The sequence below is a fragment of the Silvimonas sp. genome, from assembly GCF_031291215.1.
Taxonomy (GTDB): domain Bacteria; phylum Pseudomonadota; class Gammaproteobacteria; order Burkholderiales; family Chitinibacteraceae; genus Silvimonas; species Silvimonas soli.
Map to the genome: position 1 here is coordinate 344,504 of NZ_JARLJK010000136.1, position 12,521 is coordinate 357,024.

The following is a 12,521-nucleotide window of genomic DNA, read 5'->3' on the forward strand; positions in this document are numbered from 1 at the left end:
CAGGCGGGCGCGATGCCCGCCAGACTTTTTCAGGATCGACGGATATGGCGAACATCCATCCGACAGCTGTGGTTGACCCCAAAGCAAAACTGCATGAGAGCGTTACCGTCGGGCCGTACACAGTGATCGGTCCGGATGTGACGCTGGGTGCCGACACAGTCGTCGAGGCGCATGTTGTCATTTCCGGCGTAACCACTATTGGTGAACGCAATCGCTTCCACTCGTTTGGCAGCATAGGTTGTGAACCGCAAGACAAGAAGTACAAGGGTGAGCCGACGCAGCTGGTCATTGGCAATGGCAATACCTTTTTCCAGAACGTGACCGTTTCCACCGGCACCGCCCAGGACGAAGGCATCACCAGCCTGGGCGACAATAACTGGATCATGGCGTACGTACATATCGCGCATGACTGCCGCATTGGCAGCAACACCATTTTTGCCAATAACGTCACCCTCGCCGGACATGTGCATGTAGGTGATTTTGCCTTTCTGGGTGGCTTTACCACGGTCCACCAGTTCTGCCGGATCGGTGCCCATGCAATGTCCGCCTTTACTGCCGCCATTTCGCAAGATGTGCCGCCGTTCGTAGTAACAGCTGGCAATCGGGCCAAACCAGCAGGTGTGCATAGTGAAGGCATGCGCCGCCACGGCTTTACGTCCGAGCAAATTGCGCAGCTCAAAAAAGCTTACCGCGTGCTGTATCGCCAGAGCTTGCCGCTTGAAGACGCGTTGACCCAACTTGCCGCACTGGCCGAAACGTCACCCGAAATCGCCCGCTTTGCCGAGTTTGTAAAGGCCAGCGAGCGCGGCATCATTCGCTAATTACATGCACCTTTTAAACCTGAAGCTGCATATCCGAATAACCAACGAAAATCAGACGAGCCGATGATTGATCGACTCTTTAGCCAAGCAGGCAAGGGACCACGCATCGCGATTGTTGCGGGCGAAGCGTCCGGGGATTTACTCGGTGCAGAGTTGATTGAGGCGTTAAAACGGCATTTGCCGGACGCTCAATTCAGCGGTATTGCCGGCCCCAAAATGAAAGCGCTCGGCGCCCATTCGGTGGTGCCCATGGAAAAGCTCGCGGTGCGCGGCTACACGGAAGTGATTCGTCACTTGCCAGCGCTGTTGCGCATCCGTCGCGAACTCAAAAAAGCCATCCTGCGCGAAAAGCCTGATCTGCTGATCGGGATCGATGCCCCGGACTTCAATCTGGGGCTGGAAGGCGCGGCCAAGGCGGCGGGGATTCCGGCAGTGCACTATGTCAGTCCGTCCATTTGGGCTTGGCGTAGCGAGCGCCTGAAGAAAATTGCCAAGGCTGTTTCGCACGTCCTGTTGTTGTTCCCGTTTGAAGTGCCGCTATACCGGCAGGCCGGGATACCGGCGACTTACGTTGGCCATCCGCTGGCGGATATGTTTCCGCTGGAACCCAATCGCGCCATGTTCCGGGAAATCCTTGGCGTACCCGATAGCGCGCTGGTGTTTGCCATGCTGCCCGGTAGCCGCCAGAGCGAACTGCAACTGCATGCCGAGTTGTTTATCGAAACGGCCAAACAATTAGCCGAGCGTTATCCGGCTGCGGTTTTCCTGGTGCCCTTCATTACGCGTGAAACCCGCGACATGTTCGAAACGCAAATGTGGAAGCTGGGTGCACAAGAACTGCCGTTCCGCTTGATGTTCGGCCACGCGCACGATGCCATGCTGGCATCCGATGCCATTATCGTGGCGTCGGGCACCGCCGCACTTGAAGCCATGCTGGCCAAGCGCCCGCTGGTGGTTACTTACAAGCTCAGCGGCATGACCTATCGCATGGTCAAGAAAAAGATCAAAACCCCGTACGTAAGCCTGCCCAACGCGCTGGCTGGCGGGTTTGTGGTGCCAGAGTTGTTGCAGCATGATGCAACCGTGGAAAACCTGGTTCAGGCAGTCACCAATATGGTCGATGACAAACGTTTTGGCGCGCAACTGGCCGATTGTTTCACCAGTTTTCACCAGCAATTGCAGTGTGGTGCTGCCGAGCGCGCCGCCGAAGCCATTCTGGGTTTACTGAGGCGCCGCGCGTGAGCACGTTGATTTGTGGAGTGGATGAAGCGGGGCGCGGGCCGCTGGCGGGTTCAGTGTATGCCGCCGCGGTGATCTTGCCGGATGATCACGGCCTGGTGGGTTTGAACGACTCCAAGAAATTGAGTGAAGCACAGCGCGAACGTTTGTTTCCGCTCATTCAGGAGCGTGCAGTGTCATGGTCAATTGCTTTTGCCACGCACGCCGAGATTGATCAGATCAACATCCTGCAAGCCACCATGCTGGCCATGCAACGTGCTGTTGCCGGGTTGCATATCGCGCCAGAAAAGGCACTGATTGACGGCAATCGCGCACCCAAAATCATCTGTCAGGCAGAAACCGTGGTGGGTGGTGATGCCATTCACCCGTGTATTTCAGCGGCATCCATCCTGGCCAAGGTGGCGCGTGATCGCGAGATTACCGAGCATGATGCGCAGTGGCCAGGCTATGGCTTTGCCAAACACAAAGGTTATCCCACCGCCGCTCATCTGGACGCGCTCAAACGCTTGGGGCCGTGTCCGATACATCGGTTGAGTTTCGGCCCGGTTCGTGTCGCAGTCGCACAAATGTCGCTCTGGGATTGAATCCCGGTTGTCGGCCCATCGCACTGCAACTAAACTGCGAAACGGGAGGCGTATCCAGAATGGGTATTTAAGGGGTTAAACCCTTACGCCGCAACATAAAGGCTCCACCTCATAATTCATGGGAGTGGGGCGGGAGAGTGATACTCCCTTCAATAACAGAGTTGTCACACGGGAATTCGCGGCGCATGTTTGTCATCATCGGTTATATCTTCATGGTCGCCTGTATTTTTGGCGCCTTTGCTGCCCATGGCGGCGAGTTGATGGTGTTGTGGCAACCAACTGAAATCGTCATTATTTTTGGCGGCGGCATTGGCGCGCTCATCGTGGGTTATGGTGGCAAACCAATCAAAGCCTTTCTTAAAGCTGCGCCGTCTATCTTCAAGGGTTCTCCGTACAACAAAGCCTTTTACATGGATTTGTTTGCGCTGCAATTTGAAGTCCTCACCAAAATTCGCAAAGAAGGCCTGATGTCGATCGAGGCCGACGTCGATGACCCGCATAGCAGTGCGGTCTTCAGTAAATATCCCAAGGTGGCGGCTGATCACCATTTAATCGAATTCATGACCGACTATTTGCGGCTCATGGTGGGCGGTAACCTCAACGCCTTTGAAATCGAAAACCTGATGGACGTGGAAATCGACACCCATCACCATGAAGCAGAAGTTCCAGCCACCGTTATTGCCAAACTGGCAGATGGCTTGCCCGCTTTCGGTATCGTCGCGGCAGTGATGGGTGTGGTGCACACCATGGGTTCGCTGCATTTGCCACCATCCGAGTTGGGCAAGCTGATCGGCGCAGCTCTGGTCGGTACCTTTATGGGTATCTTGCTGGCATATGGCTTTGTCGGACCGATTGCGTCAGTACTGGAATCGCGCGCGGCTGCGGCCACCCAAGCCTTCAATGCGATCAAGGTCACCCTGCTGGCCAGTCTGAATGGCTACGCCCCGCAAGTGGCGGTAGAGTTTGGCCGCAAAGCCGTTGAAAGCACCGAACGCCCAAGTTTCAAAGAACTTGAAGACTTCGTGAAAAGCACCAAGGGCAAGTAACCCGACCTTGACAGCAAATCTCCATGATGTCGGCCGATGATTCGTGCTCGGCCAAACAAGGTAAATAGCAATGAGCGATGATTCCCAACGCCCCATAGTCGTCAAGCGCATCAAGAAAGGCGGCCACGGGCATCATGGTGGCGCCTGGAAAATTGCCTACGCCGATTTTATGACCGCCATGATGGCGTTCTTTTTGTTAATGTGGCTGCTGGGCTCCGTCTCGAAAGGCAACCTCAAAGGCATCGCGGATTATTTCTCCAATCCGATGAAAATCGCTCGCCGTGGCGGCGAAGGTGCGGGCGATGCCGACTCATTGATCAAGGGCGGTGGTCGGGATTTGACTCAGCAAACCGGCCAGTTGCGCAAAGGCTCCATTCCCGATGCCGAATCGGTTAAAGACAAACATCGTTTGTCCGAGCTGAAGAAAAAGGTCGAGTCGTTAATGGACGACAAAGCCAAAACCAACAGCAAACTGGCGCAATATCGCAACCAGTTGCGCCTTGATATGGTGGCTGACGGCCTGCGCATCCAGATCGTCGACGCGCAAAATCGGCCCATGTTCAAATCCGGCAGTAGTGAGCTTGAACCCTATGCCAAAGACATTCTGGATGAGATTGGCAAACTGCTGAACGATGTCCCCAACTCGCTCTCGCTCTCCGGGCATACCGATTCCGCGCAGTTCGCTAGCGGCCAGCGCGGTTACTCCAACTGGGAGTTATCGTCAGACCGGGCCAATGCCTCGCGACGGGAATTGATTGATGGCTCCGGTCTGGCTACCGGAAAAATCTTGCGCGTTAACGGATTTGCCGATCAGGTGCCGCTGGATACCGGCAATGTTTCCGCGCCGGTAAATCGCCGCATCAGCATTGTGGTGCTCAACAAAGACGCCGAAACCGAGATTCGTCAGCAAGCCGGGCTGGATAAAGAGGCGGCGGCGCTGCCTGCATCTGAAGTCGCTACACACATCAAATAATGGCGCAGCCGATCCGCTTTGTATTGTTGCAATGCCTGGCCGCACTGTTTGTCGTTGTCGCTCATGGCCAATGGCCTGCATGTCCGCTCTGGCTGGTTTTGGCCGGTGGTGGCGCTTTGGCGGGTTTTGTTGCCTGGTTCTGGCAGGATGGCCGCTGGTGGTGTCTGTTTCATCTGACTTTCCCGCTGGCGGTGGGCTTTGCGCTAACTTTGCATATTGATTCCTCGGTGTGGCTAGGCGGTTTTGTACTGTTGTTTCTTTTTTCTGCGGGCGCCATACGCAGCCGGGTTCCGCTATACCTGAGTAATCAACGTACCTTGGCGTTGCTGAATGCCGAAATCCCCGCCAATGCAAAACTGATTGATCTCGGCGCGGGCACGGGGACAGTGCTGGCGTGGTTAAGCAAGAACCGGCCCGATGTGCAGCTCACCGGGGTGGAAGTGGCTCTGATGCCGTGGCTGATAGGCCGACTACGGCTGGGTGCCGGCATCGATTGGCGTCGCGGCAATGTGTTCAACGTAGACCTGGCCGGGTTCGACGTAGTCTATGCTTACCTGTCACCCGAGCCCATGCCCGAGCTTTGGCAAAAGGTGCGGGCGGAGTGTGGGCCGGGCAGCCGCTTCATCAGCAACAGTTTTGCAATTCCCGGCGTTGCGCCGGACAAGACGATCGATATTGGCGACTGGAAAAACAGCAAACTTCTGATATGGCAATCAACATAGCTCCAACTTTTGCTGCCTGGATCGCCGAGTGGACCAATCGGCCGCTCCCGATGCTGCAAACCAGCAAAGACCAATTGCTTCCCATGTTGCGGCGACCGGATCGTGTGCGCTTGCCCGACCTGGTTGACATCGTGCTGCGCGACCCGCTCCTGACGGCGCAGGTATTGCGTACCGTGAATCATCGCGAACGCACCAGTTTGTCGGCCGATGTGGTTTCCATTGAGAACTGTCTGGCGCTTTACGGGATCGGGCCATTTCTGGAGCGATTTGCCAATGGCCCGGTGGTTGAAACCACGCTGATGCCAAATCATCCGCAAGCATATGCCGCGCTGCTCACCGCCATCACCAATCTGCGTTTTTCTGCCCGATTGGCACGTGAATACGCAGGCCAGCGATTTGACGCCAAGCTGGATGAGATTTTCATCGCTGCCATTTTGTCCGGCTTGCCCAAGCTGCTGAATCTGCTTTCTCCCCAGCATTCCATGCTCGTGCTGGAGCAGACTGCCGCACATGATTTGCTGGTGGCATGGCACTTTCCGGAACCACTTCTGCAATTGCAAGCGGGCTCGGCAATCGTGACGCCGCGCCAACAATTGCAGGTCGCGGTTCTGGCCCTGGCCAATGCCCTCGATCATGGCTGGTGGCAAACCGATGTACAGCAGGCGCTGGAAGTCATCGTCGAAATCCTGCAATTACCGCAAGACGAGTGCTGGACGATTGCCAGCAGCGGCGTGCTGCGGTTTGTGCGCAAAGAAGGCGACCGTGTTACCCGTTTGCAAGCAGCGTACGCTTTGCCCATGTTGCCTGGTGAATGGGAAAAACCAGCGGAGGTCGCTCCCGCCGCAGCGGCGGTGCCCCAAGCCACGGCGATCATGTTTGCTGAGCGGTTGCATGCATTGCATGAGGCCTGCAAGAAAGGGGTCAAGCCTTCGCAATTGATCGAACTGGCCCTGCGTGTCTTTACCGACGGCCTGGCTATCCAGCGCGTGGCTTTTCTGGTTTTCTCCGAGCCGGACAACCAGTTGCGTGCCCGCTTCGTGCAAAGCCCGGAAATTCATGATCGTTTGCGCGATTTCACGTTGCCGATGGATAACGTTCATCTGTTCGCGCGGCTGATGCAAAAACCGCAAGCCGTCTGGTTGAGCGAGGCGACGCGCAGCAATCTGCAAAAACTGCTGCCGGGGACGTGGCTGCAACGGTTTGGCGCGGGCGATTTTTATGCGATGTCGGTGTTCATGAACGACAGGCCGGTTGGCCTGTTTGTGGGTCAGCGTACCGCCAGCCTTGCGCTTGATGAAACCACCTTTACCCAATTCAAACAGGTTTGCCTGCTGGTCAGCCGTGCGCTAGCCGAACGCAACGCACGCGCTTGAGTCGTATCCAAGGATTACCCATGGAAGTCATCCATTCCCCGCACAATGCGCTGTACAAGCTTTGCCACAAGCTGGCAACGCACCGACGGGACCGACTGAAACAGAAAAAGACCCTACTGGATGGCGCGCACCTGGTGGCCGCCGCACTTGATGCGCAATGGCCATTGGAAAAGCTGCTGGTCACGCCTGACGGGTTGGCCAATCCAGAAAATTCCGCCTTGATCGTCGCCAGTGATGTTGACGCCACAGTACTGGACCCGGCGTTGTTTCAAACGCTAACCGAATTACCCAGCCCTACGGGTTTGATCGCGCTGGTGGCGATCCCGGATGCGCCTGCCATGCGCAGTGATGGCCTGTGTTTGCTGCTCGATGGCGTACAAGATCCGGGCAACGTGGGCTCCATGTTGCGCACTGCAGCTGCGGCAGGGGTGGATCAAGTACTGTTGTCCAGCCAATGCGCTGATTTGTGGTCGCCCAAAGTATTGCGAGCGGGAATGGGCGCGCATTTTGCACTCAACCTGGTTGAACGAGCCGATTTGCTGCAGTTTGCCGAGCAGTTTTCCGGCCGCCTGGGTGCGCTGATGCTGGATGGGGCTGTGGATTTATATGAGGCCCGCTTGCATGGCGATCTTGCGCTGGTTATGGGTTCCGAAGGGCAGGGTGTGTCTGAAGAACTGAGTCAACGGGCGCAATTGCGGCTCAAAATACCGATGCATGCCGGGATTGAATCGCTCAATGTCGGCGCCGCAACCGCTATCTGCCTGTACGAACGACTCCGGCAGACTCGCGCAGTCTGATATCCGCCGGTTGCGGGGAGGATCGCGAGTTATAATTCGGTTGTCTTTGATTGTCGTGGTGCCGATTACTTATCCACCCTCAGCAGCGGAACAATGCCATGCCCAATTTCCCGGACGGCCTTTACTACCAGACCAGCCTGCCGCTGGCCTGGCTGGATGCGCCAGTGCAGAGTGAACTGGAGGCCCAGCGTTATCTGGAAGTACTGGAAGCCATGGAGCAGCATCCGCATGAGGGTATTGAGGTCTCGCAAGTCGAAGCGCGGCTGGATTTGCAGTTACTGTGGCTGGCGCGCTTGCTGACACCGCAAAAACCACCGGAGCGTGATGCCGAGATTGGCATCGAGCACATTCGTTGGTCGCAAACTGATGCGCCACAGGTTGGCGCCGAAGGTTATGTGGGGATGATATTGAGCCCCAGCCTGCCGTATCTATTGAGTATTGCTGCCACCATCACCGAGGTAGAGCCGGTCGATGGCGCCGTACAGGTCATGGCCACCTGGACGTGGCAGATACAGAGCTTGCGTGAAGCGTTTGAACGTACTGTTTTCCGTCACCATCGCGTGCAAATTCGCCGCAATCGTGGAGCCGTTTCTTGATTTTTGATGCCATTCCCGCCACTTGGCAGCCCGTGCTGTCGTCCTTACGCAATCAACCTTCACTCGTCAAACTGGGCGAATTTCTCGATGCCGAGATCGCTGCCGGTAAAACCATCTATCCGTCGCGGGATCACTGGTTTGCCGCGCTGGAGCATGTTGCGCCTGCCAACGTCAAAGTGGTGATTTTGGGACAAGACCCTTATCACGGCGCCGGTCAGGCGCACGGCTTGAGCTTTTCAGTGCCGCAGGGCGTGCGCAAGCCGCCGTCACTGGCCAATATCTGGAAAGAAATCACCCGCGATCTGGATATAACCCCGCCGCAAGATGGCTCGCTCACCGGCTGGGCAGATCAAGGGGTGTTGTTGCTCAACACTGTGCTGACGGTTGAAGCGGATTGCGCCGCTTCACATGCCAAACGGGGCTGGGAAGTGCTGACCGATGCCATCATTGCCCAACTGAGTGCGCAGCAAGAAGGGATTGTGTTCATGTTGTGGGGCAGCCATGCGCAAAAGAAAGGCGCGCTGATCGACCGCAGCAAACATCTGGTGCTGGAGTCGGTGCATCCTTCTCCGCTTTCGGCGTACCGCGGATTTATCGGCAATGGTCACTTTTCTGCAGCCAACCGCTATTTGCAGGAACGCTACCGGCAGCCGGTGGATTGGGCCAATGCCTGACTCGTTCTGGCCAGCACCTGAAAACAAGACAGACAACAACTCGCACAAGAAACGAAACCATGTCCGTTATTCTCGCCATTGATATCGGCGGCACCCAGATCAAATACGGCATCGTGGCCGACGACGGCGCAGTGCTGCACCATGCGCAAGTTGATACCCCAGCCACTCGCGGCGGCCCTTATCTGATGGACTATCTCTGTGAATTGGCCGCGCCACTGGTTCGCGAGTTTGCCCCGATCGGCATTGCCGTCAGCTCGCTCGGGCTGATTGATCCGGTCACGGGCACCATCCTCGGCGCCGCAGAAGCTGTGCCCAACTATGCAGGCTGTTCGCCCAAAGCCGCACTTGAAGCGGCTTTCAAGGTGCCGGTAACTGTCGAAAATGATGTCAATTGCGTCGCGCTGGCCGAAGGCTGGCAGGGCGCCGCCAAAGGCGTGCAACATTTCATCGCGCTAACCATTGGCACCGGCATTGGCGGCGGCATTGTCATCAACGGCAATCTGTATCGTGGTGCCCGCGCGGCGGCGGGTGAGTGGGGTTATATGCGGATCGCCGGCAAGATGTGGGAGCGATATGCGTCCATGTCGGCCTTGATCCGCGCCGTCGAGGCGGCAACGGGCGAGGGCAACTGGGACGGCAAGCGCATTCTGGCCGAATACGATGCGAAAAATGCGCAGATTTGTGCCGTCGTTGCCCAATGGCTGGACCTGTTGGCGACTGGCATCGCCAACCTGATATACGCTTTCAATCCGCAACGTGTGATTGTGGGTGGTGGCGTCAGCGCGCGCGGCGAGCCGTTCCGGCTGGAACTGGCCAATGGCATCGATGCGGTGCTGGAGCCGGATTTTCGCGGTATGACCGAAATCTGCCTCGCCAGCGCTGGCAACCACGCCGGCATGATCGGCGCCACTCGCAACTGGCTGCTGACCAATACGCCAGATCACGCGCTCCAGACCCCATCATTCTGAGCTTGTCACCCAGGCCGCCCGGAGACGAAATTGAAAATCCTGTTCAACCACATTGGCTTTACCCCGGCTTCACGCAAAACAGCCGTGATCGAAGCCCCAGCTGACGCCTCGCTGCTGACCTTTTCGGTCTTTAACGCGAGCACGCGGGAAAAGGCGCTGGCGGGCACAATTCAGTTCAGCGGCCCGGTCGCAAAGTGGAAGGATTGGCAATTCTGGCAAGCGGATTTTTCAGCTTTAACCGAATCGGGCGAATATTTCCTGGTGGTGGACGGGCAAACCCCGCCGCTGGTGTCGCATACCTTTAGCATCGCCGCAGACCTGTTTGGCGGCCAAATGCTGTCGGATATCGTGCATTACATCAAAGGCCAGCGCTGCACCGGTCTGTACGACAACGCCGACCGCAGCCGTCCGAAGTGGGGCAGCGACGAGCACCGCGACGTGCATGGTGGTTGGTACGACGCTTCAGGCGATTGCTCCAAGTATCTGTCGCATCTGTCCGTCGCCAACTTCATGAATCCGCAACAAACTCCGCAGGTAGTGTGGAACTTGATTGATGGCTGGGCCCAACTACCGCCGCAGGCTAAGTGGTTCAACGAACGTATGGTGGATGAAGCGCTGCACGGCGCGGATTTTCTACTGCGCATGCAAGACCCTGCCGGTTTCTTCTACATGACCTTGTTCGATAAATGGTCAAAAGATGAAAACCAGCGTGACCTGTGCGCCTATGCCACGCAGCAAGGCATCAAGTCGGACCAGTACCAAGCTGCGTTCCGCCAGGGGGGCGGGGTGGCGATTGCCGCATTGGCGCGGGCGAGCCAGTTGCCGCGTGATGGTGAATTTGCGCGTGCGGCGTACCTGGTTGCCGCAGAAAAGGGCTTTGCCCATTTGCTGGCCCACAACACCGAATACCTGGACGATGGTGTTGAGAACATCATCGATGATTACTGTGCACTGCTGGCCGCGACCGAGTTGCTGGCGGTGACGGGTGATGGCGTGTACGCCGACGCCGCCATTCGCCGCGTGCTCAACCTGCTGGAACGCCAGCAAGATGCCGGCTGGTTTGTGGCCGACGCAGCGGGTGAGCGCTCGTTCTTTCATGCTGCCGACGCCGGCCTGCCGCATATCGCGTTGATGCGTTATCTGGAAGTAGTGCCCGCCAGTCCGTTAGCGGGTCGTATCCGCGAGAGCCTGCGCCAGGCTTTTGCCTGGGAAACCCGCATTACTTTTGATGAAGTCGCCAATCCGTTTGGCTACCCACGGCAGTTTGTGAAGCAACCAGGTAGCGATGGTCAGATACAGTTTTTCATTCCGCATGACAACGGCACCGGTTACTGGTGGCAAGGCGAAAACGCTCGCCTGGGCTCGAATGCTGCCGCCGCCAGTCGCGCACAAAAACTGTTTGCCGACGAAACTGACCTGGCTCAAGCGCTGGACCACTATGCGCAAAGCGCGCTGGACTGGATACTGGGCGCCAATCCGTTCGACGCCTGCATGTTGCAAGGTTGGGGCCGCAATAACCCGCGATACGAAACGGGCTACTACAATGCACCTGGTGGTGTGTGCAACGGCATCACCGCCGGGTTCGATGATGAAGCCGATATCGACTTCAAAAAATCAGAAATAGCGACCATGGCCAATAGCTGGCGCTGGACCGAACAATGGATGCCGCATGGCGCGTGGCTGTTCCTCGCGCTGTGTAGCCGTAACAACCTGGAGTAAACAGTAATGACAATCGTGGTGACCGGCGCGGCCGGCTTTATCGGGTCCAATATCGTCAAGGCGCTGAACGAGCGCGGTGAAACCGACATCATTGCGGTAGATAACCTCACGCGTGGCGACAAGTTCCGCAATCTGGTGGATTGCCAGATTGCGCACTACGTCGACAAAACCGAGTTCATTGCCGAATTGGCCAGCGGCCGCTGGGATGGCCAGATTACCGCCATCCTGCATCAGGGCGCATGTTCGGACACTATGGAACACAACGGCAAGTACATGATGGAAAACAACTATCAGTACACGCTGGGATTGTTTGAATGGTGTCAGGCCGAGGAAGTCCAGTTTATCTACGCTTCCAGCGCCGCCACCTATGGCGCGGGCACCAACGGTTTTCACGAAGACCCGGAGTGCGAATCGCCGCTGAACGTGTATGGCTATTCCAAATTGTTGTTTGACCAGGTTCTGCGTCAGCGTTGGGATGACCTCTCCGCGCAAGCCGTGGGTTTCCGTTACTTCAATGTGTACGGTGACCGCGAGTGGCACAAAGAACGCATGGCTTCGGTGGCGTTCCACCATTTCAACCAGTACCGCCAGACCGGCAAGGTCAAACTGTTTGGTGAATACGGCGGCTATCCGAATGGCGGCCACACGCGTGACTTCATCTCGGTTGAAGATGTGGTCAAGGTCAACTTGTGGTTCCTCGATAACGCGGAAATCTGTGGCGTGTACAACGTCGGCACTGGTCGCGCCCAGCCGTTTAACGATGTCGCGCTCACGGTGGTGAACACGTGCCGTGCTGCCGAAGGCAAGCCAGCACTGACGCTGGAGCAAATCCTGGCCGAAGGCATCCTGGAATACACCGATTTCCCCGACGCCCTCAAAGGCAAATATCAAAGCTTTACCGAGGCAGACCTCACGCTGCTGCGTGAAGCGGGCTATGACGAGCCGTTCCTGTCCGTGGAAGAGGGTGTGCAGCGTTACGTGCAGCAATTGCTGAAACGCTGATTTCTCT

Annotated in this window: 13 protein-coding genes; all 13 read left to right on the forward strand. The window is 57.0% G+C overall.

What is annotated here, in order from left to right:
* Positions 1 to 44 precede the first annotated feature (44 nt).
* The 13 genes from lpxA to rfaD all read left to right on the forward strand — a co-directional run bounded on the left by lpxA (position 45) and on the right by rfaD (position 12,514).
* The gene (gene lpxA, locus P4L78_RS17145) at positions 45 to 821 is read left to right on the forward strand and encodes an acyl-ACP--UDP-N-acetylglucosamine O-acyltransferase (RefSeq protein WP_283149340.1); all 777 of its coding nucleotides are present in this window, start codon (positions 45 to 47) and stop codon (positions 819 to 821) included.
* A 63-nt stretch (positions 822 to 884) separates the two neighbouring features.
* On the forward strand, positions 885 to 2,063 hold the full coding sequence (lpxB, locus tag P4L78_RS17150; RefSeq protein WP_283149341.1) for a lipid-A-disaccharide synthase: 1,179 nt from the start codon (positions 885 to 887) through the stop codon (positions 2,061 to 2,063).
* Entirely contained in the window at positions 2,060 to 2,644 is a 585-nt protein-coding gene (rnhB, locus tag P4L78_RS17155) for a ribonuclease HII (protein WP_283149342.1), read from the forward strand. Before lpxB ends, rnhB begins: the two co-directional genes overlap by 4 nt.
* A 185-nt stretch (positions 2,645 to 2,829) precedes the next feature.
* Positions 2,830 to 3,690, forward strand: a complete 861-nt coding sequence (motA, locus tag P4L78_RS17160) for a flagellar motor stator protein MotA (RefSeq protein ID WP_283149343.1) — start codon at positions 2,830 to 2,832, stop codon at positions 3,688 to 3,690.
* 70 nt (positions 3,691 to 3,760) lie between these two features.
* Complete coding sequence (gene motB / locus P4L78_RS17165) at positions 3,761 to 4,663, forward strand: flagellar motor protein MotB (RefSeq protein ID WP_309329339.1); 903 nt, start codon at positions 3,761 to 3,763, stop codon at positions 4,661 to 4,663.
* On the forward strand, positions 4,663 to 5,385 hold the full coding sequence (locus tag P4L78_RS17170) for a class I SAM-dependent methyltransferase (RefSeq protein WP_309329342.1): 723 nt from the start codon (positions 4,663 to 4,665) through the stop codon (positions 5,383 to 5,385). The genes motB and P4L78_RS17170 overlap by 1 nt, the downstream gene beginning before the upstream one ends.
* On the forward strand, positions 5,370 to 6,758 hold the full coding sequence (locus P4L78_RS17175; RefSeq protein WP_309329345.1) for an HDOD domain-containing protein: 1,389 nt from the start codon (positions 5,370 to 5,372) through the stop codon (positions 6,756 to 6,758). The genes P4L78_RS17170 and P4L78_RS17175 overlap by 16 nt, the downstream gene beginning before the upstream one ends.
* Positions 6,759 to 6,778: 20 nt before the next feature.
* Complete coding sequence (locus tag P4L78_RS17180) at positions 6,779 to 7,555, forward strand: RNA methyltransferase (RefSeq protein ID WP_309329347.1); 777 nt, start codon at positions 6,779 to 6,781, stop codon at positions 7,553 to 7,555.
* 98 nt (positions 7,556 to 7,653) lie between these two features.
* Positions 7,654 to 8,151 carry a PilZ domain-containing protein gene (locus P4L78_RS17185; RefSeq protein WP_283149348.1) on the forward strand — a complete coding sequence of 166 codons (498 nt, stop codon included), beginning with the start codon at positions 7,654 to 7,656 and terminating at the stop codon, positions 8,149 to 8,151.
* Positions 8,148 to 8,825 (forward strand): uracil-DNA glycosylase, encoded by a 678-nt coding sequence (gene ung / locus P4L78_RS17190; RefSeq protein WP_309329349.1) that lies wholly within the window; start codon positions 8,148 to 8,150, stop codon positions 8,823 to 8,825. The genes P4L78_RS17185 and ung overlap by 4 nt, the downstream gene beginning before the upstream one ends.
* Positions 8,826 to 8,884: 59 nt before the next feature.
* The gene (locus P4L78_RS17195) at positions 8,885 to 9,793 is read left to right on the forward strand and encodes an ROK family protein (RefSeq protein ID WP_309329351.1); all 909 of its coding nucleotides are present in this window, start codon (positions 8,885 to 8,887) and stop codon (positions 9,791 to 9,793) included.
* Positions 9,794 to 9,823: 30 nt separating this feature from the next.
* Positions 9,824 to 11,512, forward strand: coding sequence for a glycoside hydrolase family 9 protein (locus P4L78_RS17200; protein ID WP_309329352.1), 1,689 nt, complete (start codon positions 9,824 to 9,826; stop codon positions 11,510 to 11,512).
* 6 nt (positions 11,513 to 11,518) lie between these two features.
* The gene (rfaD, locus tag P4L78_RS17205) at positions 11,519 to 12,514 is read left to right on the forward strand and encodes an ADP-glyceromanno-heptose 6-epimerase (RefSeq protein WP_309329354.1); all 996 of its coding nucleotides are present in this window, start codon (positions 11,519 to 11,521) and stop codon (positions 12,512 to 12,514) included.
* Positions 12,515 to 12,521: the final 7 nt, after the last annotated feature.

Bases quoted from the DNA above. Each gene is read 5' to 3' on its own strand.
- lpxA (WP_283149340.1), top strand. From the start codon at position 45: ATGGCGAACATCCATCCGACAGCTGTGGTTGACCCCAAAGCAAAACTG.
- motA (WP_283149343.1), top strand. From the start codon at position 2,830: ATGTTTGTCATCATCGGTTATATCTTCATGGTCGCCTGTATTTTTGGC.
- P4L78_RS17170 (WP_309329342.1), top strand. From the start codon at position 4,663: ATGGCGCAGCCGATCCGCTTTGTATTGTTGCAATGCCTGGCCGCACTG.
- motB (WP_309329339.1), top strand. From the start codon at position 3,761: ATGAGCGATGATTCCCAACGCCCCATAGTCGTCAAGCGCATCAAGAAA.
- P4L78_RS17195 (WP_309329351.1), top strand. From the start codon at position 8,885: ATGTCCGTTATTCTCGCCATTGATATCGGCGGCACCCAGATCAAATAC.
- lpxB (WP_283149341.1), top strand. From the start codon at position 885: ATGATTGATCGACTCTTTAGCCAAGCAGGCAAGGGACCACGCATCGCG.
- rfaD (WP_309329354.1), top strand. From the start codon at position 11,519: ATGACAATCGTGGTGACCGGCGCGGCCGGCTTTATCGGGTCCAATATC.
- P4L78_RS17175 (WP_309329345.1), top strand. From the start codon at position 5,370: ATGGCAATCAACATAGCTCCAACTTTTGCTGCCTGGATCGCCGAGTGG.
- P4L78_RS17185 (WP_283149348.1), top strand. From the start codon at position 7,654: ATGCCCAATTTCCCGGACGGCCTTTACTACCAGACCAGCCTGCCGCTG.
- P4L78_RS17180 (WP_309329347.1), top strand. From the start codon at position 6,779: ATGGAAGTCATCCATTCCCCGCACAATGCGCTGTACAAGCTTTGCCAC.